This window comes from Achromobacter sp. MFA1 R4, assembly GCF_900156745.1.
Taxonomy (GTDB): Bacteria; Pseudomonadota; Gammaproteobacteria; order Burkholderiales; family Burkholderiaceae_B; genus Achromobacter.
Map to the genome: position 1 here is coordinate 3,354,705 of NZ_LT707065.1, position 22,179 is coordinate 3,376,883.

Genomic DNA, 22,179 nt, shown 5'->3' on the forward strand with positions numbered 1-22,179 from the left:
ATACGGAGCTTATGGATAACCAAGAGTTATGAATCTGTCGTTGCGGGACATCGAATACTTCCTTGCCGCGGTCGAGCATGGCAACCTGGACCGCGCCGCGGCTTCGTGTGGCGTGAGCCAGCCCGCGCTGTCGAAGTCGCTGCAGCGGCTGGAGGCCGACACGGGCCTGGCGCTGCTGGACCGCAGCCGCCGCGGACTGCGCCTGACGTCGTCGGGGCTCGTGTTCCTGGAACACGCAAGAAAGCTCTGGGCGGAGTACCGGGATGCGGTGCGGCACGCGACCGAATTGCGCGTGGGGCAGGCGGGGCTGTTGCGCGTGGGCGTGACGGGCGCGACGGTCGACAGTGTGGCGATGCCGGCGATGCGCCGCCTGCTGCCGCGGCGTCCGGCGCTGCGGGTGCAATTGACGCAGGGCCTGTCGGATGATTTGAACGAGCAGGTCGCCAGCGGCGCGCTCGACCTGGCGGTGACGCCCATCTACGCCGACGTGCCCGTGTCGTTGCACCAGGAATTGATCGTCGAGGACCGGCTGTGCGTGGCCGCCAGCCGCCGGCATCCGCTGACCGCGCGGCGCAAGCTGGCGTTGCGCGACCTGGCGGGCCTGCGGTGGATCCTGCCCAAGCCTTCATCCATCGCGCGCAATGCGCTGGACGCGCGTTACGCGGAAAACGGCCTGCCGCTGCCGGCGGCCGCGCTCGAAGTGGAGCATTTCTCCAAGGGCACGCTGGAGCTGCTGGCGCATTCCGACCTGTTGGCGCTGTTGCCGCAAAGCGCGCTGGCGGCCGCCAGGGATGTGGTGGCGCTGCCGGTGGCGCTGGGGCCGCCGCTGCCGCGTTCGATCGCGCTGATCTCGCGGCAAGGCACGACCTGGTCGCCGCTGATGAACGAGTTCCGGCGCGCCATCCTGGATACCGCGGCGGAAATGGCCTGAGCCGGACCGCGCCTAGCGATTCAGCTTCATCGACACGTCCGTATGCGTGCCGCGATCCAGGTCCGCGCCCATCGGTTGGTCCCATTCGGGCAGGCTGAGCAGTTCCTTGCTGACTTCGCCGGCTTCGATGCGCCGTGCGATGTCGTCCAGCAACTGCGTGCGCGTGGCAAAGCCCTTGCCCTGCAGATCGCGCGCGAAGAGGCGATAGGTCAGGTTGGGTTCGGACCCTTTCATCACGCCCAGGTTCAGGATGTGGCCCCGCTCGTCGCGCATCAGCAGATGGCCGGGACGGGCGTAGATGCGGTAGATGCGCCACGGCGATGAAATCGCGGCGTGGATGGCACGGGGCTCGCGCTTGGTTTCACCGCCGCCCGGGGGCGGAGGCGCCGAAGGAAGCCGTTTGACGCACGCGTTTGCGAATCGGGCGATGGACCTTCCGATGGCGCTCAACGCGCGGCTGCCATCAGCCCGTGGGCATCGAGGAAAACGGGGACTTGCGGCATGCGCTTGCGCGGTATGGCCATGTTGGAACTCCTGTATGGCGATACGGCGAGGCAACGCGCGTTCAAGCACCACGCGTCGAGCATACGCCCTTTATGCGCCGGCACGGTGCAAAAGACCGATTGGTTACGCATTAAGCGCAATCGGGCTCGAACACTCGCGCATTGCATCGGAAAACCGCGGAAAACGCGCGCATCGGGGCATCGGGGTGGTATTTGGAAACGCCGGTTGACATTACCCCGGCCTGCACCCATAGTGGGTTTGAAGCTTTTCGAGCATCGTGATTTTCGTCCGGTCTTGCACCCTTTGCGGGGCGCTTCATTGTTCGCGGTCCTTTCCTTGACTGGCTCATTTCGCGGGGCAACCCGCAGCCCGCAGTCAAAGGAAAAAATCATGGAAACCGGAATTGTGAAGTGGTTCAACGATGCCAAGGGTTTTGGCTTCATCATGCCCGAAAATGGCGGCAAGGATTTGTTCGCGCATTTCTCGGAAATCGTCAGCGACGGCCATAAGGTGCTACTCGAAAACCAGCGTGTCAGCTACGTGACCGCGCAGGGCGCCAAGGGTCCTCACGCGACCCAGATCCGCGCGCTGTGATCAAGGGCCGCAAGGCCTTTTGATCCGTATTGGAGGTCACATGCTTCACAACAACATGGTCTACAAGGGATACCGGCTTACCGCGCGCGTCTCCCGCGCTGATGCGGCAGGCGCCAGCCAGCCCGCCTTTACCGCCACCGTCGCCGTGGAACTCGCGGGCGACCAGGACGGGCTCGGCGAACCTCACCTCGTGCCGCTGTTCGTCTCGGGCGGCGTGGTTTCCAGCCCCGGTATGGCGGTGGATGCCGCGATCCAGCATGGCCGCAGCGTGGTCGATGCGCAGGCCCGGCCTGTCTGATCCCGTTTGATTGAACCGGCCCGCGAGCGCGGGCCGTGAACCTGCCGCCTCAGGGCTTCAGGCCCAGCCGCCTCGCCAGCTTGTGCAGGTTGCTGGCATCCACGTCAAGCGCCCGCGCCGCCATGGCCCAGTTGCCCTGGTTGGCGTCCAGCGTCCGCCGGATGACCTGCCGCTGGCAGGCGTCCACCGCGTCGCGCAGCGACTGCGTGGGCCCGGCCGGCGCGCACGCATCCGCCGCTTCGCTTTCCACGGCAAGCGGCATGTCCCCGTCCGACAGGTCCAGCAGCTTGGCGCCCAGCGTCACGATTTCGTTGCGGCTGGCGCCGTGGCTGACCGCCTTGATCGCGGCGCGGCTGATGACGTGTTCAAGTTCGCGCACATTGCCGGGCCAGCGGTATCGGCGCAGCATGTCCTCGGCTTCGGGCGACAGCCGCAGGCTGCGAAGGCCGAGCCGCGCGCGGTTCAGTTCCAGATAGCGGCCGGCCAGCAGCAGCACGTCGTTGCCGCGGTCGCGCAATGGCGGGATCGGAATCGGATAGACCGACAGCCGGTGGTAGAGATCGGCGCGGAAATCGCCCGCGCGCACCAGGTCGCGCAGGCTGCGGTTGGTGGCCGCCACGATGCGCACATCCACCGTGCGCGGACGGTCGTCGCCCAGCCGCTGGATCTCGCCGTTCTGCAAGGTGCGCAGCAGCTTGGCCTGCACCAGCAGCGGCAGCTCGCCCACTTCGTCCAGGAACAACGTGCCGCCATTGGCGGCCTCGAAACGGCCCGGACGGTCGGCGACGGCGCCCGAAAACGCGCCTTTCGCGTGGCCGAACAGTTCGCTTTCGGCCAGGGACTCGGGCAGCGCGGCGCAGTTCACATGGATCAGCGGCCGGTCGCGGCGGCGTGACAGCGCGTGCACCCGGCGCGCGAACAGCTCCTTGCCGACGCCAGTCTCGCCCAGCAGCAGGATGGGCAGTTCGGAGTCGGCGACGACGGCGATCTCGTGCAGCAGCCGTCCGATGGATTCGCTCTGGCCCAGGATCTCGCTGCCGGCGGGCGCGGCGCTGTCCGCCGGCGCCTGCCCGCGCGCCACGCGCAGGGCGCGGATTTCAGCCTCCAGGCGGGTGGTGCGCAACGCGGCCTCCAGCAGCACGATGTAGTCGCGCAGGTCGGCCTGGGCGTCCATGTCGAAAGTGCCGACCTCCAGCGCGTCCAGTGTCAGCACGCCCCAGGTCTTGCCTTCGACGTGCAGGCTGGTGCCCATGCAGTCGTGCACCGGCAGCGGCTCGCCCGCCATGCCGTTGATGAGGCCATCGTACGGGTCGGGCAGGGTGCTGTCGTGATGGAAACAGGTGACGCCGCGGCGCGCAAGGATGGCCGCGAGCCGCGGGTGCTGCTGCACCGCGAAGCGGCGGCCCAGCGCGTCCTGCGTCAGGCCGTCCACCGCGATGGGGCGCAGGTGGTCTTCTTCAAGCTGCAGCAAGGCCACGGCGCCACAGCGGAAATGGGTGCGCAGGCTGGAGACCAGGCGCTGCAGGCGGATGGCAGGGGGCAGGTCCGCGACCAGGTCGGCAAGCAGGAGGTTTTGCATGGGTGGATTCTACCGTCGCGGGGTGAATTAAACCCTGGCTATGAATGGTGAAATTCACCCTTTAATTTGCAGGTGGTTGATAAATCGCAAGTTTTTCCTGGCACGGTTTTCGCATGGGTAGATGCACCGTCATGATCAATGGAGAGACGCGATGAGCATGGTTGAGCAATCCCTGGGGCAGTTGGCCCGCAGCATTCCGGGCGCCACGCAGGTGTTTCATGAATTCGAGCTGGACTTCTGCTGTGGCGGCAAAAAGAGCCTGGCCGAGGCGGCCGCCCAGCGTTCGCTGGATCCGGCCACGATCGAAGCGCGCCTGATGGCCCTGGCGCAAAACCCCTCGCAGGAGACGGACTGGAGCCAGGCCTCGCCGGCCGAACTGGTCGACCACATCCTGTCGCGCTATCACGAGGTCCATCGCCAGCAACTGCCCGAACTGATCCGCCTGGCGCTGAAGGTGGAGCAGGTCCACGCCGACAGCCCGGATTGCCCGGCCGGCCTGGCCGACCACCTGCGCACCATGCAGCAGGAACTGGAAAGCCATATGCAGAAAGAGGAACAGGTGCTGTTTCCGATGCTGGCGCGCGGCCATGGCGCCATGGCGACCATGCCGATCATGGTGATGCGCATGGAGCACGACGACCACGGCGTCGCGCTGGAACGCCTGCTGGCGCTGACCAACAACGTGACGCTGCCGCGCGCGGCCTGCAACACGTGGCGCGCGCTGTACCTGGGCATCCGGCAATTCAAGGAAGACCTGATGGCGCACATCCATCTGGAAAACAACATCCTCTTCGATAACGCAGCCGCGCGCGCGCAGGCCTAGCGGCCTGCCGGTCCTCGGGCGCCACGCCCTCAAGGGCGCGGCGTAGCCCGGCATGCGCTTGGGCGTCCACCGGGCGGTGCTTGCGCTCGGTGCTGGCGGGATGCCGGCCCAGGAAGTTGCCTGCCTTGCGGCCGCGGGCCGGACGCACGGGCCGGGGGCGTGAATCCGCCGCCCGCCGCCTGTACACTCGGAACACCTTACAGGGGAGAGGGGGTTTCGATGGCCGGAAGCAGTTTCTTTGCGTTGTTCGACGATATCGCCACCATCCTGGATGACGTTTCCGTCATGACCAAGGTGGCGGCCAAGAAAACCGCGGGCGTGCTGGGCGACGACCTGGCGCTCAATGCCCAGCAGGTCACCGGCGTGCCGGTCAAGCGCGAGCTGCCGGTGGTCTGGGCGGTGGCCAAGGGCTCCTTCATCAACAAGCTGATTCTCGTGCCGGCGGCGCTCCTGATCAGCGCATTCGCGCCCTGGGCCGTGACGCCGCTGCTGATGCTGGGCGGCGCGTTCCTCTGCTACGAAGGCGTCGAGAAGCTGGCGCACAAATTCCTGCCGCACGGCGAATCCCCCGAAGGCCACCACGCCGCGCTCGCCGGGGCCCTGCAGGACCAGTCGGTCGACATGGTGGCGTTCGAAAAAAAGAAGATCAAGGGCGCGGTGCGGACCGACTTCATCCTGTCGGCCGAAATCATCGTCATCAGCCTGGGCGCCGTGGCCGGCGCCGACTTCACCCGCCAGGTCGCGGTGCTGTCCATCATCGCCGTCGGCATGACGGTCGGGGTATATGGCCTGGTCGCGGGCATCGTCAAGCTGGACGACCTGGGCGTGCACCTGAGCCAGAAGACCTCGCGCGGGGTCGCCTGGCTGGGCGAGCGGATCGTGGCCGCGGCGCCGTATCTGATGAAGACCCTGTCCGTGGTGGGCACGGCCGCCATGTTCATGGTCGGGGGCGCCATCCTGACCCACGGCATCCCGCCGGTGCATGCGGTCATCGAACACGCCGCCGCCGCGGTCGGCGGGGGCGGCGTCGTGCATGCGCTGGTGTCCACCTTGCTCAATGCCCTGTTCGGCATCGTGGCGGGGGCCGTGGTGCTGGGCGTGGTGAACCTCGCCAAGCGCCTTTTCAAGAAGGGCTGACGCCGGGGCGCTACGGCTTCTGGGGGGCGCTGGCGGGCGAGCCCATGGCCTGGAACAGCGCCGCCGTTTCCGTCATGCGGTTGTTGGCGTACTCCAGTTCGCGCAGGCGGGCCGCCACGTAGTGCTGTTCGGCGGCGTATTCGGTGTAGGGCGCCAGGGCGCCCAGCCGCACGCGCTTGGCCGTGTTCCGGTAGGACTGCTCCGCGGCCAGGCGCGAGGCTTCGGCCGACGCCAGCGCCTGCCCGCCGGCTTCCAGGCGCGACAGGGTGTCTGCCACGTCGCGGAACGCCGTCAGCACGGTCTGCTTGTACTGCAGGACAGCCGCTTCGTACCGGTCCCTGGCCGCGTTGCGTTCGGCCAGCAGTGCGCCGCCATGGAAGATGGGCTGGGTCAGCGATGCCCCGATGGCCCAGATGGCGCCAGCCCCGGACAGCGCGTCCCCCCACGCAAAGCCGCCCTTGCCCATGGACGCCGACAGCGACAGGCTGGGAAAGAGCTGCGCGGTCGCCAGCCCCACGTCGGCCGCGGCGGCCTGCACCACGGCCTCGGCCACCTGGATGTCGGGCCGCGCGGCCAGCAGTTCCGAGGGCACCACCACCGGCACCGCGTCCGGCACGGCCAGCGCGTCGAAGGCGAGGTCCGGCGGCGCCTGGTCGGGGCTGCGCCCCAGCAGCACGGCCAGCGCGTGGCGCGTGGCATGCCACTGCGCGCGCAGTCCTGGCAGCGACGCCTCCAGCGTGGCGGCGTCCTGGTCCGCATCCAGCGCGTCGTTCTGCGAGGCCGACCCCAGCTCGTACCGGCGCTGCGTGTCGCGCGCCACCTGGCGCAGCAACACCACCTGCTTTTCCGTCAGCGCCACGCGCTCGGCCAAAGAGGCCGAGGTGATGGCGCCGGTGACGATATTGGCCGCCAGCGAACGCCGCGCGGCTTCCAGCTGGTAGGCCTGCTGCTCGACCTGCGCCGCCAGCGAGGTATTGGCAAAGCGCGCCGCGCCGAACAGGTCCAGGTCATACGTGGCCTGGATCTGGCCGGTAAAGACGTTGTAGAGCGCCGTGGGTTCGGGCAGTTCAGGCATCGTCACCGCGCGATTGCGCGTGGCGCTGGCGCCCGCGTCCACGGACGGCAGCAACGACGAATTGACCTGTCCGCGCAATTGTTCGCGTGCCCCGGCCAGATTGCGTTCGGCCGCGGCCAGGTCGGGACTGTTGGCCAGGCCTTCCTCGACCAGCGCATCGAGCGCGGCGGAACCATAGCGCTTCCACCATTGCGGCACGGGGTGCGCCCCGCGCTCGAAACGCTGCGCGACGCCCTGCGCGGCCGCGCCGGCGGGGGGCACGGCCTGCACGCCGTACTGCGCGGGCGGCGTCACCTCGGGCGGCTTGCTGTCCGGCGCGAAGGCGCACGCGCCCAGCATCAGCACCAGCGGCAGGACGGTGAATCGACGGCTTGCGCGGGTGAAATCCATGGTCATGATCAGGCTCCTCGCTGCGCCGTGTCGCCCGCGTTGGCGCCGGGGGGCACGCCTTCGGGTTCGTCGCGTTCGTCGTGCCGCACGCGGAACCACGCGGCGTACAGCGCGGGCAGGAAGAACAGCGTCAGCACCGTGGCGCTGGTGATGCCGCCCATCAGGGCGGTCGCCATGGGGCCGAAGAAGTTGCTGCGCAGCAAGGGTATCAGCGCCAGCACCGCCGCGGCGGCCGTCAGCGTGATCGGCCGGAAGCGCCGGACGGTGGCGCCGACGATCGCGTCCACACGTTTGTGGCCCGCGCGGATGTCCTGTTCGATCTGATCCACCAGGATGACCGAATTGCGCATGATGATGCCGAACATGGCGATCACGCCCAGCATCGCGACAAAGCCGAAGGGCTTGCCGAACAGCAGCAGCGCCGCCACCACGCCGATCAGTCCCAGCGGCGCCGTCAGCACCACCATCAGGACGCGCGCGAAACTCTGCAGCTGCACCATCAGCAGCGTCAGCACCGCCACCACCATCAAGGGCATCTGCGCATTGATGGACGACTGGCCCTTGCCGCTTTCCTCCACCGGTCCGCCGACCTCGATGCGAAAGCCCACCGGCAGCTCGGCGCGCAGCGCGTCCAGCTTTTTGTCGATGGCGTGCGTGACGTCGATGCCTTGCGCGCCGGCGGTCACGTCGGCCTGCACGGTGATCGTGGGCTGGCGGTCGCGTTCCCAGATGACGCCGTATTCAAGCCCGTAGCGCACCTGCCCCAGGCTGCCCAGCGGCACCGGGCCATTGGCGGTGGGCATGGCCAGCGTGGCGAGGCGGGCCGGGTCGATCCGCTCTTCGCGCGGGGCGCGCAGGCTGACGTTGATCAACTTGTCGCGTTCGCGGTATTGCGTCACGGTGTAGCCCGACAGCGTCATCGCCAGGAAGTCGGCGATGTCGGCCGAGCTGATGCCCAGTTCGCGCGCTTTCTGCTGGTCGACCTCGAAGCGCACCGAGCGCTCGGATGGCTCGTCCCAGTCGAACTGCACGTTGGCCGAGCGCGGGTCGGCGCGCACCTGGGCCGCCACCTTCTCGGCCACCGCGCGCACCTCGGGAATCTTGTCGCCGCTGACCCGGAACTGCACCTGATAGCCGACCGGCGGTCCGTTTTCCAGCCGCGACAGGCGGCTGCGGAAGGCGGAGAAGTCGCTGCGCAGCATCGGCTCCAGCCACTGCGCGAGCTTTTCGCGATCTTCCACCGAGTGCGTGGTGATGACGAGCTGGGCGAAGTTGGGCGTGGCCAGTTGCTGGTCCAGCGGCAGGTAGAAGCGCGGCGCGCCGGTGCCGACGAAGCTCACCGAATGCGCAATCTCGGGCCGGCCTTCCAGGGCCTTTTCCAGGCGCTCGACCTGCCGCAATGTCGCGGCGAACGACGCGCCTTCCTGCAGGCGCACGTCCACCAGCAGCTCGCTGCGGTCTGAGCTGGGAAAGAACTGCTGCGGAACGACGCGGAACCCGGCCATCGCCACGGCGAACACGAGCACGGTGCCGGTCAGCACGAGATAGCGCCGGTCTACGCACCACGCGACCCAGCCGCGCAGGCGCTGGTAGAACCGGGTGTCGTAGATGTCGTGCTCGTGGTCGTGGGGCAGGTGCGCCTCGCGCTTGCGCTCGGGCAGCTGGCGATAGCCCAGCAGCGGGATCAGCACCACCGCGGCGAACCACGACGTGATCAGCGCGATGGCGGACACCTGGAAGATCGAGCGCGTGTATTCGCCCGTGCTGGACTTGGCCAACGCAATGGGCAGGAAGCCGGCCACCGTGACGAGGGTGCCGGTCAGCATGGGAAAGGCGGTGCTGGTGTAGGCATAGGCCGCGGCGCGCGTGCGGTTCCAGCCCTGCTCCAGCTTCACCGCCATCATCTCGACGGCGATGATGGCGTCGTCGACCAGCAGGCCCAGCGCCAGCACCAGCGTGCCCAGCGACACCTTGTGCAAACCGATGCCGAACATCTCCATGAAGAGCGCCGTGATGGCCAGCACCACCGGGATGGAAATCACCACCACCATGCCGGTGCGCAGCCCCAGCGACACCAGGCTCACCGCCAGCACGATGGCCACGGCTTCCGCCACGGAGCGCAGGAATTCATCGACCGAATGCGACACGGCCGTGGGCATGCTGGAGACTTCGTCCAGCGTCAGGCCCGCGGGCAACTGGGCCTGCAGTTCCTTGAACTTCACGTCCAGCGACTTGCCCAGGCGCACCACGTCCTGGCCGGGCTGCATGGTGATGCCGATGCCCAGCACGGTCTTGCCGCCAAAGCGCATCTGCTGCGTCGGCGGATCGTCGTAGCCGCGGCGGATCGTGGCGATGTCGCCCAGCCGGATGGACTTGTCGTTGACGCGGATCAGCGTGTCCGCCAGCGCGCGGCTGTTGGCGAACTGGCCGGTGGGCCGCACGAAGATGCGGTCGTCCGCCGTGGTCAGCGTGCCCGCGCCCTGCACGGCGTTCTGGCTGTTGATCGCCTGCGCGATCTGCTGGGGCGACACGCCCAGCCGGGTGAGCTGGGTGTTGGTGATTTCGATGTAGATGTGCTCGGGCTGGTCGCCGAAGTAATCCACCTTGGCCACGCCCGGCACGCGCAGCAGCACCGTGCGCAGCTTGTCAGCGTAGTCGCGCAACTGCGCCGGGGAGAACCCGTCGCCCTGCAGGGTGTAGATGTTGGTGTAGACGTCGCCGAACTCGTCATTGAAGAACGGGCCCTGCACGCCCTGGGGCAGCGTGGCCCGGATGTCGCCCACCTTTTTGCGCACCTGGTACCACTGCTCGGCCACGGTGCTGGCGGGCGCCGAGTCCTTCATCGTGTAGAAGATCAGGGATTCGCCGGGCCGCGAGTAGCTGCGCAGGAAGTCCGTGTTGGCGGTCTCCTGGAGTTTCCTGCCGATGCGGTCGGTGACCTGTTCCTGCACCTGTTGCGCGGTGGCGCCGGACCAGAGGGTCTGGATGACCATGACGCGGAAGGTGAAGGGCGGATCCTCGGACTGGGCCAGCCGCGAATACGACAGCACGCCGAACAGCGTGACGAGCGTGATGATGAAGATCACCAGCGGCTGGTGCCGCAAGGCCCAGGCCGACAGGTTGAAGCTGCCTTCCTCGTGACGGTGGGCGTCTTGCCCCGCGTGTTGCCCCGCGTCTTGCCCCGCGTCTTGACCGGCGTCCTGGCCGGGGGCGCTCATGATGCGAAATCCTCGGGATGCAGCGGCGGCACCGCGCGCACCTTTTCGCCGGCCGACACGGTGTGCACGCCTTGCCACACCACGCGCTCGCCTGCCTGCAAGCCCGCCGACAGGGTTACGGTGCGCGCGTCGTAGCGCAGCACCTGCACCCGCCGCAGCTCCAGCGTGTCGGCTTCGGGCTTGACGATCCAGATCGCCGGCTCGTGCCCGTCATGGAACAGGGCCGTGGCCGGCACGGTGTAGGTGGCCTGGCCGTTGGCCGAGCGGTTGTCGAAACTGATGTTGGCGGTCATGCCCAGGCGCACCTCGGGCGTGGGCGATTCCAGCGTGAGCTTGGCGCGGTAGGTGCGGCTTTGCGGGTCGGCCGCCGGCGCGATCTCGCGCAGCACGGCCGTGAACGTCTGGCCGGGCAGCGGCCCCAGCGTGACGGCGGCGCGCTGGCCGATGGCCAGGCTGGCCAGCAGGTTTTCGGGCACGTCGCACAACGCGTCGATGTCGCCCGACCACGCAAGCTGATAGACGGGCGTGCCGGCCGCCACGTTCTGCCCGGTGTCGGCCTCTTCGGCGGTGATGACGCCGGCGTGGTCGGTCTGGAGCGTCGTGTACTTGAGCTGGTCCGCCGCCAGCGCCGCTTCCTGCGCGGCCTGGTCCCGCTGCGCGAGCGCCGAGGCATAGGCGTTGCGGGTCTGCTCAAGCTGGGTGGCGGCGATCAGGTTCTCGCGCGCCTGGGCCCGGTCGCGGTCCAGTTGCTGGCGGGCGTAGTCAAGCTGGTGCTGCGCGGCGGACAGCGCCGCGCGCGCGGCCGCGGCATTCTTGGCGGCGTCCGCCGGATCCAGCCGGGCCACCACCTGTCCGGGCTTGACCGTGTCGCCCAGCCGGACCTGCCGCTCGATGATCTTGCCGCCCACGCGGAACGACAGCGGCGTGCTGTAGCGGGCCTGGACTTCGCCGGGCAGCGTCCACGCGGGCAGGGCCGCGTCGGCCTGCGCCGGCATGGCGACTACCGGGCGCGGCGCGGGGGCGGATGCCTGTTCGCGGCCGCATCCGCTCACGGCGGCCGCCAGCGCCACCAGCGCGGACAGGGCCATTAGCCGTGTCCGCCGGCGGGACGGGGCGGGGGAAAGGGGCGGCGCTGCATCAGCAACGGCGTCGCGCGCAATGGAGCGCGCGCACGGGCCAGGACAATTCACAAAACACCTCGCGGCGCGGAACGGCGTAAAAGGGGGGTGAAAAAGGGACGAGCCGGACTCGATACGGACTGGATTCTAATACAGTCATGTATCTGGATTCAATGTTGAATTTGAAATGTGCGCCGATGCTAAACTCGCGCCATGTCAAAAGTCCGCCTAACTCGAGAGCAGAGCCGTGACCAGACGCGTCAGCGTCTGCTCGACGCCGCGCAATCGATTTTTCTATCCAAGGGCTTTGTGGCCGCCAGCGTCGAAGACATCGCCGAGCAGGCCGGCTACTCGCGTGGCGCGTTCTATTCGAATTTCGGCAGCAAGTCCGAGCTCTTCCTGCAACTGCTGCGGCGCGACCACGAAAGCGTCATGGCCGACTTGCGCGCCATCTTCGCGGACGGCGAATCGCGGTCGCAGATGGAAGCGCGCGTTCTGCAGTACTACAGCACGCATTTCCGCGAGAACGACTGCTTTTTGCTCTGGATGGAAGGCAAGCTGCAGGCGGCCCGCGATCCGGAATTCCGCGTCGGCTTCACGGCCTGTCTGCGGGAGCTGCGCGAAGCCACCACCGAATGCGTCAAGCAGTTTGCGGCGCACGTGGGCACCCCGCTTCCGCTGCCGGCGGAGCAGCTTGCGCTGGGGCTGCTGGCGCTGTCGGACGGCATGCAGTTCAGCTATGCCTTTGATCCGCAGGGCGTCACGCCCGAGATGACGGAGGCCGTGCTGGCCGGGTTCTTCCGCCGCGTGGTCTTCGGCGAGGCCACACCGGATTGAGGCCGCGCGGCCGCGAGTTGTCAGACAGGTTTGTCCCGTGATAGTAATAGCCACGGCGTGCGGCCGGACTGAGGGGGCTCGCGCCGCAGGATCTCACCCTCGGGCGTAAGGAGCAGCCGCATGACTTCGGAAACCCGGACACCCAGCATCAATCGGCCCGTTTTTTTTCCGGCGGCCATCGTCACCCTGCTGCTCGTGGGCTTTGCCATCCTGGCGCCCGACTCCGCGCAGACGCTGTTTGACTCCGTTCAACGCTGGATTCTCGGCAACGTCAGCTGGTTCTACATCCTGGTGGTGGCCATCATCCTGTTGTCGGTGGTGTTCCTGGCGGTGAGCCGGTACGGCGACATCAAGCTGGGGCCCGACCACAGCGAACCCGACTATCGCAACTTCACCTGGTTCGCCATGTTGTTTTCCGCCGGCATGGGCATCGGGCTGATGTTCTTCGGCGTGGCCGAACCCTTGATGCATTTCCTGTCTCCGCCCTTCGGCGAAGGCGGAACCGTCATCGCCGCGCGCGAGGCCATGAAGATCACGTTCTTCCATTGGGGGCTGCATGCGTGGTCGATCTACGCCATCGTGGCGTTGATCCTGGCGTTCTTCAGCTATCGGCACGGCCTGCCCCTGACGCTGCGCTCGGCGCTGTACCCCTTGATCGGCAACCGCATCCACGGGCCGATCGGTCACGCCGTTGACATCTTTGCCATCCTGGGCACGGTGCTCGGCGTGGCGACCTCGCTGGGCCTGGGGGTTGCCCAGATCAACAGCGGGCTGAACCATCTGTTCGGCGTCCCGGTCGGCGTGACTTCGCAAATCATCCTGATCGTCATCACGTGCGGCCTGGCGACGGTGTCAGTGGCAAGCGGCCTGGACAAGGGAATCCGCATCCTGTCCGAGACCAATCTGGCATTGGCCGTGGTGCTGCTGCTGTTCGTGCTGATCGTGGGACCGACGGTGTTTCTGCTCCAGACCTTTGTGCAGAACACGGGCACCTATCTGTCCGATATCGTCAACAAGACCTTCAACCTCTATGCCTATGAACCGACCGACTGGATCGGTGGCTGGACGCTGTTCTACTGGGGCTGGTGGATCGCCTGGTCTCCCTTCGTGGGCCTGTTCATCGCGCGCATTTCCCGCGGTCGCACCATCCGCGAATTCGTCACCGGCGTCCTGCTGGTGCCCGCGGGCTTCACCCTGTTCTGGATGACGGTGTTCGGCGACACGGCCATCCACATGATTTTCGTCGACGGGGTGCAGGGTCTTGCGGAGGTGGTGGAGGCCGATTCCTCGCTGGCGCTGTTCGCCTTTTTCGAGCATCTGCCCTTGAGCGGCGTGCTTTCGCTGGTGGCCATCGCGATGGTCGCCGTGTTCTTCGTCACTTCGGCGGACTCGGGGGCGCTGGTGGTGGACTTGCTGGCTTCCGGCGGGCAGGACCGCACGCCTGTCTGGCAGCGCATTTTCTGGTCGCTGCTGATGGGCGCGGTCGCCATCGCCCTGCTGCTGGCCGACGGCCTGACCGCGCTGCAGACCGCCACCATCGCCAGCGCGCTGCCGTTCTCGATCATCCTGCTGCTGTCGCTGTGGGGCCTGTTCAAGGCGCTCAAGCTCGATGCCACCAAGCGCGGCATCCGCTACCAGTCACTGACGCTGTCGCGGCCGGCGCGCGGCGGGCAGTCCTGGGAGCGGCGCCTGCGCAACATGGTGATGATGCCGCGCCGCGCCCATGTGCAGCGCTTCATTTCCGACGTGGTGCGGCCGGCCTTCGAAGACGTGGCCGACGAATTGCGCAAGCAGGGCTATGCGGTGCAGGTGCGGGAAGACCAGGACGAGGGCGGGGCGATCCTGGAGGTTTCCCATGGCGAGCACCTGGATTTCTCCTACGCCGTGCAGCCCCAGGCCTTCGTGCGGCCCAGCCTCACGCCCGACGAGGCCGCCGACGAAGAAGAGCGCAAGTACTTCCGCGCGGAAGTCCACCTGCGCGAGGGCGGCCAGGACTACGACATCATGGGCTGGAGCCGGGACGCCGTGATCGGCGACATCCTGGACCAGTACGAACGCCACCGGCATTACCTGCACATGGTGCGGGGCTGATCCGCCCGGCCTCGCTTCCCCGCCTACCCCGACCCTGCCACGCCGACCGCGTGGCTTTTTTTCGCCCATAGCCCGGCCCTATCCGCGCCATTGCTTCATCCGCTTTGACGAAAATCCCCGAATCGTGGATTATCCAAGCAAATTCTTGTTTAAATAAAGTGAGCGTACACATGAAGGCGAAAGCAGGGGCATGGGCGGCGGGCGCCCTGGCGTTGGCGGCGGCATTGGCCGGCGGGGCGCTTTACTGGAAGTCCAGCGGCGCGGCGCCGGGGGGCGGGTGGACGATGGCGCCGGCCAAGGTGGCCGTGGCCACGGCGGTGCAGGCGGATTTCCCGGTGGTGTTGAGCGGCATCGGCTCGCTGGAGGCGACGCGCCAGGTGCTGGTGGCGGCCGAAGTCGACGGGCGCGTGGCCCAGATACTGTTCACGCCGGGCGAAGCGGTCAAGGCAGGGCAGTTGCTGGTCCAATTGAACGACGCGCCCGAGCAGGGCGAACTGGCGCGGCTGCAGGCGCAGGCGCGCAACGCGCGGGCCTTGCTGGATCGCACGCGCCGGTTGGCGCCGCTGCAGGCCGCCACGCGCGAGCAGCTCGACCAGGCGCAGGCCGACTACGAGCAGGCCGCCGCCGACGTGCGGCGCGTGCAGGCGCTGATCGACCAGAAGCGCATCAAGGCGCCGTTCGACGGCGTGCTGGGCGTGCGCCGCGTGAACCTGGGGCAGTTTGCGCGCGCCGGCGACCCGCTGGTGTCGCTGACCGACGGCGCCTCCATGTACGCCAACCTTACGCTGCCCGAACAGGCGCTGGGCGCGCTGCGCGTCGGCCAGCCCGTGACGGTGACGGTGGACGCGCACGCCGGGCGCGAGTTCCCGGGCAAGGTCACGACCGTGGAGCCCCAGGTAGACCCGGGCACGCGCACCGTCCGCGTTCAGGCCCAACTGGCCAATCCCGACGGCGCGCTGTCGGCCGGGATGTACGCGCATGGCCGGATCAGCCTGCCCGACCGGCCCGGCGTCATCACCGTGCCCGAGACGGCCGTGAGCTACAGCGCCTACGGCGATTCCGTCTATGTCGTGACGCCGCCCGAAGCCGGCGCGGCCCCGACCCCGGCCCCGACCCCGACCGTCAGGCAGACCTACGTGAAAACGGGCGAGCGCCTGCGCGGCCGCGTGGTGGTGACCGAGGGGCTGAGCGCGGGCGACCGTGTCGTGACCTCTGGACAACTGCGGCTGCACAACGGCGCCGCCGTCGAGATCCTGCCCGGCGACACCGTGGCGCTGGATGCGCCCCGCCAGGCCGTGGCGCAGGCGCGGTAAGGCCCGGAGGCAGACATGAAGTTCACCGATCTGTTCGTGCGCCGCCCCGTGCTGGCGCTGGTAGTCAGCACGCTGATCCTGCTGCTGGGCATCAAGGCCTTGAGCGGGCTGCCGGTCAGGCAGTATCCCCTGACCGAAAGCACCACCATCACCATCACCACCCAGTATCCGGGCGCCTCGCCCGATCTGATGCAGGGCTTCGTCACACAGCCCATTGCGCAGTCCGTGGCCACGGTCGAAGGCATCGATTACCTGTCCTCGTCGTCCACCCAGGGCCGCAGCGTGATCACCGTGCGGATGAAGCTGAACGCCGATTCCAACAAGGCCATGACCGAGGTGATGGCCAAGGTCAACGAAGTCAAGTACCGGCTGCCGCAGGATGTCTACGACCCCGTCCTGGTCAAGTCCGCTGGCGAGGCGACCGCCGTCGCCTACGTGGGCTTTTCCAGCACCGACCTGTCGCTGGCCGCGCTGACCGATTACCTGTCGCGCGTGGTGCAGCCGCAGTTGTCGTCCATCGACGGCGTGGCCAGCGTCGAGCTGTACGGCGGCCAGAAGCTGGCAATGCGCGTATGGCTGGACCCCAACCGCATGGCGGCGCGCGGCATCTCCGCCGGGGAACTGGCCGAGGCGCTGCGCGAGAACAACGTGCAGGCGGCGCCGGGCCAGGCCAAGGGCCTGTACGTGGTGTCCAACATCCAGGTCAACACCGACCTGGTCAGTGTGGCCGAATTCCGCGACATGGTGGTCAAGCGCGAAGGCGACGCCATCGTCCGGCTGGGCGACGTGGCCACCGTGGAACTGGGCGCCGCCTCCACCGATTCCAGCGGTCTCATGGACGGCGAGCCCGCCGTGTATTTCGGCCTGAACGCCACGCCGGTCGGCAATCCGCTGGTCATCGTGAAGCGCCTGAACGAACTGCTGCCCAATATCAAGCAAAACCTGCCGCCGGGCACCAGCGTGCAGGTGCCGTTCGAGCTGGCGCGCTTCATCAGCGCGTCCATCGACGGGGTGACGCAAACGCTGCTCGAAGCCATCGTCATCGTGGTGGCGGTGATCTTCCTGTGCCTGGGATCCTTGCGCGCCGTGCTGATCCCGGTGGTGACCATCCCGCTGTCCATGCTGGGCGGCGCGGCCATCATGGCGCTCTTTGGCTTCAGCGTGAACCTGCTGACCCTGCTTGCCATGGTGCTGGCGATCGGGCTGGTGGTGGATGACGCCATCGTCGTGGTCGAGAACGTGCACCGCCACATCGAGGAGGGCAAGTCGCCCGTGCGCGCCGCGCTCATCGGCGCCCGCGAAGTGGCGGGCCCGGTGATCGCCATGACCATCACGCTCGCGGCGGTCTACGCCCCGATCGGGCTGATGGGCGGGCTGACCGGCTCGCTCTTCAAGGAGTTCGCGTTCACGCTGGCGGGGGCGGTGGTCGTGTCCGGCGTGATCGCGCTGACGCTGTCGCCGGTGATGAGCTCGTTCCTCCTGAACGGCCGGGTCGCCGACGGTTGGATGGCCCGCAAGGCGGAACACTTCTTCGGACGCCTGGGTGACGCCTACGGGCGCGTGCTGGACGTGTCGCTGCATCATCGCTGGGTCACCGGCGTGCTGGCGGTGGCGGTGCTGGCCAGCCTGCCATTCCTGTACAACGCCGCGCAGCAGGAACTGGCGCCGGTCGAGGACCAGTCCACGGTCCTTACCGCCATCAAGTCGCCGCAGCAGGCCAACATCGACTATGTCGAAAAATTCGGCAGGAAGTGGGACGACGTCATGAAGACGCTGCCCGAGCAAAAGGGGCGCTGGCTGATCAACGGCTCCGACGGCGTCTCCAACAGCATCGGCGGCGTGGACTTCGTGGACTGGCAGGACCGCACGCGCTCGGCCGACGAGATCCAGGCCGACATGCAATCCATGGCGAACCAGATCGAGGGCAGCAACATCTTCGCCTTCCAGTTGCCGTCGCTGCCGGGGTCCACCGGCGGGCTGCCGGTGCAGATGGTGCTGATGAGCGCCTCCGACTACGCCGTGGTCTACGAGGCCATGGAAGGCCTGAAGCGGGCCGCGCGCGAAAGCGGCCTGTTCATGGTGGTGGACAGCGACCTGGACTACAACAACCCCGTCGTGCAGTTGAAAGTGGACCGCGCCAAGGCCAACAGCCTGGGCGTCACCATGAAGGCCATCGGCGACACGCTGGCGGTGCTGGTGGGCGAGAACTACGTCAACCGCTTCGGCATGGACGGACGTTCCTATGACGTCATTCCGCAAAGTTCCCCCGAGCAGCGCATCTCGCCGCAGGCGCTGGCGCAGTACCACGTCAAGAGCGCCACGGGCGCGCAGGTGCCGCTGTCCAACCTGGTGTCGGTCTCGATGGGCGTGGAGCCCAACAAGCTCACGCAGTTCAACCAGTTGAACGCCGCGACGTTCCAGGCCATACCCATGCCGGGCGTCACCATGGGCGACGCCGTGCAGTTCCTGACGCAGCAGGCCCAGGCGCTGCCCGCGGGCTTCAGCTATGACTGGCAGTCCGATGCGCGCCAGTTCTCGCAGGAAGGCTCGGCCCTGATGATCACCTTCATCTTCGCCATCATCGTCATCTACCTGGTGCTGGCCGCCCAGTACGAGAGCCTGCGCGATCCGTTCATCATCCTGGTGAGCGTGCCCATGTCCATCTGCGGCGCGTTGATTCCCCTGGCGCTGGGCATGGCCACGGTGAACATCTACACGCAGATCGGCCTGGTGACGCTGATCGGGCTGATCAGCAAGCACGGGATCCTGATGGTGGAATTCGCCAATGAAATGCAGGTCAGCCATGGCCTGGACCGGCGCGCGGCGATGGAGCAGGCCGCACGCATCCGCCTGCGGCCCATCCTGATGACCACGGCCGCCATGGTCATGGGCCTGATCCCCTTGCTGTTCGCCACCGGCGCGGGCGCGAACAGCCGCTACAGCCTGGGCCTGGTCATCGTGGTGGGCCTGCTGGTGGGCACGCTCTTCACGCTGTTCGTGCTGCCCACCGTCTACACCGTTTTCGCCCGCGACCACCGGGCGGCCCACGACACGCCGCGCGCCCGCGAACTGGCGCAGGCCGACGCCGAGGACGGGCGCGCCACGGGCGCGGCCGCCTGGCACTGAGGAATCGATCATGGACACGCTTCATCTCTCCCCCCGGCTGCGCCGCGGCGCCATCGTGCTGCTGGCGGCCCTGGCCGCCGCCGGCTGCGCGGTCGGCCCCGATTACCGGCCGCCGCACCCGGCGCCCGTCGTTCTGGCCAGTCCGGAGCAGGCGCTGTTTCCCACCGACCAGCTCCAGCGCGACTGGTGGAAGCAATTGCAGGATCCGCAACTCGACCGCCTGATCGACCTGGCGCTGGCGCGCAACCACGACATCCGCATCGCGCAGGCGCGCCTTGCCGAATCGCGCGCGGCCCTGGACGAAAAGGAACTGGACAAGCTGCCCGTCGTGACGCTGGGCGGCGGCTACGAACGCAGCCTGTCGCAGGCCAACCCTGGCGCGGCCGGCGAGCGCAATCTGGCCGAGAGCTACCGCGCGGGCTTCGATGCTGCCTGGGAGCTGGACCTCTTTGGCAGGCTGCGCCGCGCCGCCGAGGGCGCCGCCGCCCGCAGCGAGGCGCAGGCCGCCGATCTGGCGCAGGCCCGCATCGTCGTCGCGGCCGAAGTGGCGCGCAACTACTTCGAGCTGCGCGGCGCCGAGCAGCGGCTGGCGGTGGCGCGCGCCAACCTGGTCAGCCAGCAGGACAGCCTGCGCGTGACCCAGGCCCTGGTGTCGGCCGGCCGCGGCGACGAGGGCGATCTGGCCAGCGCGCGGGCCGAACTGGAAACCGTGCAGGCCAGCGTGCCGGTGCAGGAGACGGCGCGGCGGCTGGCGCGCTACCGGATCGCGGTACTGGTGGGCCTGCGCCCCGTCGAACTGGGAGCGCTGGAAGCGGCCGGGCCGCTTGCGCCCCTGACGGCGCGGCTTCCCATCGGCGACGTGGGCACCTTGCTGTCGCGGCGCCCGGACGTGCTGGCCGCCGAACGCAATCTGGCCGCCGCGAACGCCGACGTGGGCGTCGCGACGGCCGACCTCTACCCGCGCATCGACCTGGGCGGCTTCCTGGGCTTTGTCGCGCTGCGCGGGGCGGACTTCGGTTCGGCGGCCAGCCGCGGATTCAGCGTGGCGGCCAGCGCCAACTGGCCAGCCTTCCATCTGCCGACGGCCTTCGCCCGCAAGCGCGGGGCCGAGGCGCGTCTGGACGGCGAGGCGGCGCGCTACGAACAGACGGTGCTGCGGGCGGTGCAGGAAGTGGAATCCGCGCTGGCGGAGTTCGGCCAGACGCAGCAGCGCCTGGGCAGCCTGGCGCAGGCCGCCGCGCACAGCGGGCGGGCCGCCGAACTGGCGCGGCTGCGCTACCGCGAGGGCAGCGCCCCGTATTTGACCGTCCTGGACGCGCAGCGTACGCTTTTGCGCGCCCAGGACGCCGTGGCCGTCGCCGAGACCGAGTCCTATACGCGCCTGGTCGCGCTGGTCAAGGCGCTGGGCGGCGGCTGGCAGGCGCCGCAGCCGGCGTCGGCGGTATCGGCGCCATCGCCGGCATCGGGGACGGGGGCCGGCCCCGGCTGACCCAGGTCCGCCGTCCGTGGCACCATAGGCACTTCTTCCGGAGCATCGAACCCCCTCATGTCTGACAGCCTGTCCCACCCGGCCGCCGCGATGCCGCACCAGCCCGCGGACCGCGTGCTCATGACCCTGAAGACGCGCGGGCCGCAATCCATCGCGGTCATCGCGCGGGCGATGGACGTGACGGCCGAGGCGGTGCGCCAGCAGATGACGCGGCTGCACGCGGACGGGCTGGTCGACGCCGAAAGCCGCAGCGCGGGCCGCGGCCGGCCCACCCAGATCTGGTTCCTGACCGAGGCCGGCCACGGCCGCTTCCCGGACACCCATGCCGAAATGACGGTGCAGATGATCGCCGCCGTGCGCCAGGTGTTCGGCGAGGAAGGCATCGACAAGCTCGTGCAGGTGCGCGAAAGCGCCATGTTCAGCAGCTACCGCCAGGCGATGCAGGACGCGCCCGGCCTGAAGGCGCGGCTCGAGCGCCTGGTCGGCGTGCGGTGCGCGGAAGGCTACATGGCCGAACTGCGCCAGGACGGCGCCGATTTCATCTTCATCGAAAACCATTGCCCCATCTGTTCGGCCGCCAAGGCCTGTATGGGCTTTTGCCGCAGCGAGCTGGAGCTGTTTCGCAAGGTGCTGGGCGAGGGCGTGCGGGTCGAGCGCGAAGAGCACATCCTGGCGGGGGCGCGGCGCTGCGCCTACCGCGTCAGCGAACGGCCATGACCCTCAAGCAGCTCGAAGCCTTCTACTGGGCCGCCACCTGCGCCAGTTTTGCCGTGGCTGCTGAACGGCTGCATCTGTCGGTGTCCTCGCTCTCCAAACGGCTCACCGAACTGGAAGACGCGCTGGGCCAGCCGCTGTTCGACCGCAGCGGCCACAAGGCCGTACTCACCGACGCGGGCCAGCGGCTGGTGCCGCAGGCCCGCAGCCTGCTGGCCGCCGCCGACCAGCTCCGCGCCTCCATGGCCGAGACGCCGGGCCTGCGCGGCCGGTGCCGTTTCGGCGTGGGCGAACTGACCGCGCTGACCTGGCTGCCGCGCCTCATCGGCGCCGTGCGCGCCGCCTATCCGGAGCTGGTGCTGGAACCCTATGTCGACATCGGGCAGGTGCTGGAGCAGCGCGTGGCGGACGGCGAACTGGACTTCGCCGTGATCGCCGGGCGCTCGTCCCGGGCGGGCATCGCTTCGTCGCCCATCGGCGAGGCGCGCTTTTCCTGGGCGGCGGCGCCCTCGGTGCTGCAACCCGGCGACACCCGCATGACGATGGCCTTGCTGGCCCGGCTGCCGCTCGTGACCTTGCCGGAAGGCGCGGGCACCACGCGCATCATCGACGACTGGCTGGGCGGACGAGAAGCCGCGGGCGAGCGCCTCTGCTGCAACAACTGGGGCGCCATCGTCGGCCTGCTGATCGAAGGGACCGGCGTGGGGCTGCTGCCCAGCCATTGGGCCGACACGCTGCAGGCCGAAGGCAGCCTGCGCGTCCTGCACGGCGAGCCCGAGCTGGCCGCCTTGCCCTACGCGTTCCAATACCGGCGCGACGACGCCCGGCCGCTGGTCGCCATGCTGCGCGGCACGGTCGCCGCCTCCGCCGATTTTTCGGCCCCCTGCCGGATCCCCTGAATCCGGGCGTCCGCAAGGCGGCCGCCACGGGCGTATAGTGGGC

The 22,179-nt window shown here is 68.4% G+C and carries 17 protein-coding genes; 12 read left to right on the top strand and 5 right to left on the bottom strand.

Translation table 11 applies throughout. The features are described from left to right. Nucleotides 1-28: 28 nt before the first annotated feature. Nucleotides 29-931 (top strand): LysR family transcriptional regulator, encoded by a 903-nt coding sequence (locus tag BXA00_RS15285; RefSeq protein WP_076519264.1) that lies wholly within the window; start codon nucleotides 29-31, stop codon nucleotides 929-931. A gap of 12 nt (nucleotides 932-943) precedes the next feature. Here BXA00_RS15285 and BXA00_RS15290 read toward each other — a convergent pair whose 3' ends face one another. Next, the gene (locus BXA00_RS15290; protein WP_076519265.1) at nucleotides 944-1,381 is read right to left on the bottom strand and encodes a hypothetical protein; all 438 of its coding nucleotides are present in this window, start codon (nucleotides 1,379-1,381) and stop codon (nucleotides 944-946) included. Between the two features lie 444 nt (nucleotides 1,382-1,825). Here BXA00_RS15290 and BXA00_RS15295 point away from each other — a divergent pair, with 444 nt between their 5' ends. Continuing rightward, on the top strand, nucleotides 1,826-2,029 hold the full coding sequence (locus tag BXA00_RS15295; protein WP_006223700.1) for a cold-shock protein: 204 nt from the start codon (nucleotides 1,826-1,828) through the stop codon (nucleotides 2,027-2,029). A gap of 40 nt (nucleotides 2,030-2,069) precedes the next feature. After that, a complete protein-coding gene (locus BXA00_RS15300) occupies nucleotides 2,070-2,327 on the top strand; it encodes a hypothetical protein (RefSeq protein WP_076519266.1) in 258 nt (85 codons plus the stop codon). Nucleotides 2,328-2,376: 49 nt separating this feature from the next. On the opposite strand, the gene norR is transcribed toward BXA00_RS15300, so the two are convergent. Then, nucleotides 2,377-3,906 (bottom strand): nitric oxide reductase transcriptional regulator NorR, encoded by a 1,530-nt coding sequence (gene norR / locus BXA00_RS15305; RefSeq protein WP_076519267.1) that lies wholly within the window; start codon nucleotides 3,904-3,906, stop codon nucleotides 2,377-2,379. Between the two features lie 151 nt (nucleotides 3,907-4,057). Here norR and ytfE point away from each other — a divergent pair, with 151 nt between their 5' ends. Both ytfE and BXA00_RS15315 read left to right on the top strand, forming a co-directional pair. Next, complete coding sequence (ytfE, locus tag BXA00_RS15310; protein ID WP_076519268.1) at nucleotides 4,058-4,729, top strand: iron-sulfur cluster repair protein YtfE; 672 nt, start codon at nucleotides 4,058-4,060, stop codon at nucleotides 4,727-4,729. A 219-nt stretch (nucleotides 4,730-4,948) separates the two neighbouring features. Next, complete coding sequence (locus tag BXA00_RS15315) at nucleotides 4,949-5,866, top strand: DUF808 domain-containing protein (RefSeq protein WP_076519269.1); 918 nt, start codon at nucleotides 4,949-4,951, stop codon at nucleotides 5,864-5,866. 10 nt (nucleotides 5,867-5,876) lie between these two features. Here the strand turns inward: BXA00_RS15315 and BXA00_RS15320 are convergent, their stop codons facing one another. From BXA00_RS15320 to BXA00_RS15330, 3 genes are read right to left on the bottom strand one after another with little or no spacing between them, the layout of a single operon-like run. Next, a complete protein-coding gene (locus BXA00_RS15320) occupies nucleotides 5,877-7,337 on the bottom strand; it encodes an efflux transporter outer membrane subunit (RefSeq protein ID WP_076519270.1) in 1,461 nt (486 codons plus the stop codon). A gap of 2 nt (nucleotides 7,338-7,339) precedes the next feature. Beyond that, entirely contained in the window at nucleotides 7,340-10,549 is a 3,210-nt protein-coding gene (locus BXA00_RS15325; RefSeq protein ID WP_076519271.1) for an efflux RND transporter permease subunit, read from the bottom strand. Then, nucleotides 10,546-11,637, bottom strand: a complete 1,092-nt coding sequence (locus BXA00_RS15330; protein ID WP_076519272.1) for an efflux RND transporter periplasmic adaptor subunit — start codon at nucleotides 11,635-11,637, stop codon at nucleotides 10,546-10,548. The genes BXA00_RS15325 and BXA00_RS15330 overlap by 4 nt, the downstream gene beginning before the upstream one ends. A gap of 243 nt (nucleotides 11,638-11,880) precedes the next feature. Here BXA00_RS15330 and BXA00_RS15335 point away from each other — a divergent pair, with 243 nt between their 5' ends. The 7 genes from BXA00_RS15335 (at nucleotide 11,881) to BXA00_RS15365 (ending at nucleotide 22,136) form a co-directional block, all read left to right on the top strand. After that, nucleotides 11,881-12,504, top strand: coding sequence for a TetR/AcrR family transcriptional regulator (locus BXA00_RS15335; RefSeq protein WP_076519273.1), 624 nt, complete (start codon nucleotides 11,881-11,883; stop codon nucleotides 12,502-12,504). Nucleotides 12,505-12,624: 120 nt separating this feature from the next. Continuing rightward, complete coding sequence (locus BXA00_RS15340) at nucleotides 12,625-14,595, top strand: choline BCCT transporter BetT (protein ID WP_076519274.1); 1,971 nt, start codon at nucleotides 12,625-12,627, stop codon at nucleotides 14,593-14,595. A 170-nt stretch (nucleotides 14,596-14,765) separates the two neighbouring features. Then, complete coding sequence (locus BXA00_RS15345) at nucleotides 14,766-15,908, top strand: efflux RND transporter periplasmic adaptor subunit (RefSeq protein ID WP_076519275.1); 1,143 nt, start codon at nucleotides 14,766-14,768, stop codon at nucleotides 15,906-15,908. Between the two features lie 15 nt (nucleotides 15,909-15,923). Then, nucleotides 15,924-19,034, top strand: coding sequence for a MexW/MexI family multidrug efflux RND transporter permease subunit (locus tag BXA00_RS15350; protein WP_076519276.1), 3,111 nt, complete (start codon nucleotides 15,924-15,926; stop codon nucleotides 19,032-19,034). A 10-nt stretch (nucleotides 19,035-19,044) separates the two neighbouring features. Next, on the top strand, nucleotides 19,045-20,523 hold the full coding sequence (locus BXA00_RS15355) for an efflux transporter outer membrane subunit (protein WP_076519277.1): 1,479 nt from the start codon (nucleotides 19,045-19,047) through the stop codon (nucleotides 20,521-20,523). Between the two features lie 57 nt (nucleotides 20,524-20,580). After that, a complete protein-coding gene (locus BXA00_RS15360) occupies nucleotides 20,581-21,240 on the top strand; it encodes a metalloregulator ArsR/SmtB family transcription factor (protein WP_076519278.1) in 660 nt (219 codons plus the stop codon). Then, nucleotides 21,237-22,136: a LysR family transcriptional regulator gene (locus BXA00_RS15365; RefSeq protein ID WP_076519279.1), complete on the top strand. Its 900-nt coding sequence runs from the start codon at nucleotides 21,237-21,239 to the stop codon at nucleotides 22,134-22,136. Before BXA00_RS15360 ends, BXA00_RS15365 begins: the two co-directional genes overlap by 4 nt. Nucleotides 22,137-22,179 lie beyond the last annotated feature (43 nt).

Coding starts and splice junctions, on each gene's coding strand:
- BXA00_RS15350 (WP_076519276.1), top strand. CDS start 15,924: ATGAAGTTCACCGATCTGTTCGTGCGCCGCCCCGTGCTGGCGCTGGTA.
- BXA00_RS15315 (WP_076519269.1), top strand. CDS start 4,949: ATGGCCGGAAGCAGTTTCTTTGCGTTGTTCGACGATATCGCCACCATC.
- BXA00_RS15320 (WP_076519270.1), bottom strand. CDS start 7,337: ATGACCATGGATTTCACCCGCGCAAGCCGTCGATTCACCGTCCTGCCG.
- BXA00_RS15335 (WP_076519273.1), top strand. CDS start 11,881: ATGTCAAAAGTCCGCCTAACTCGAGAGCAGAGCCGTGACCAGACGCGT.
- BXA00_RS15365 (WP_076519279.1), top strand. CDS start 21,237: ATGACCCTCAAGCAGCTCGAAGCCTTCTACTGGGCCGCCACCTGCGCC.
- BXA00_RS15300 (WP_076519266.1), top strand. CDS start 2,070: ATGCTTCACAACAACATGGTCTACAAGGGATACCGGCTTACCGCGCGC.
- BXA00_RS15325 (WP_076519271.1), bottom strand. CDS start 10,549: ATGAGCGCCCCCGGCCAGGACGCCGGTCAAGACGCGGGGCAAGACGCG.
- BXA00_RS15355 (WP_076519277.1), top strand. CDS start 19,045: ATGGACACGCTTCATCTCTCCCCCCGGCTGCGCCGCGGCGCCATCGTG.
- BXA00_RS15295 (WP_006223700.1), top strand. CDS start 1,826: ATGGAAACCGGAATTGTGAAGTGGTTCAACGATGCCAAGGGTTTTGGC.
- norR (WP_076519267.1), bottom strand. CDS start 3,906: ATGCAAAACCTCCTGCTTGCCGACCTGGTCGCGGACCTGCCCCCTGCC.
- BXA00_RS15340 (WP_076519274.1), top strand. CDS start 12,625: ATGACTTCGGAAACCCGGACACCCAGCATCAATCGGCCCGTTTTTTTT.
- BXA00_RS15330 (WP_076519272.1), bottom strand. CDS start 11,637: ATGGCCCTGTCCGCGCTGGTGGCGCTGGCGGCCGCCGTGAGCGGATGC.
- ytfE (WP_076519268.1), top strand. CDS start 4,058: ATGAGCATGGTTGAGCAATCCCTGGGGCAGTTGGCCCGCAGCATTCCG.
- BXA00_RS15360 (WP_076519278.1), top strand. CDS start 20,581: ATGTCTGACAGCCTGTCCCACCCGGCCGCCGCGATGCCGCACCAGCCC.
- BXA00_RS15285 (WP_076519264.1), top strand. CDS start 29: ATGAATCTGTCGTTGCGGGACATCGAATACTTCCTTGCCGCGGTCGAG.
- BXA00_RS15345 (WP_076519275.1), top strand. CDS start 14,766: ATGAAGGCGAAAGCAGGGGCATGGGCGGCGGGCGCCCTGGCGTTGGCG.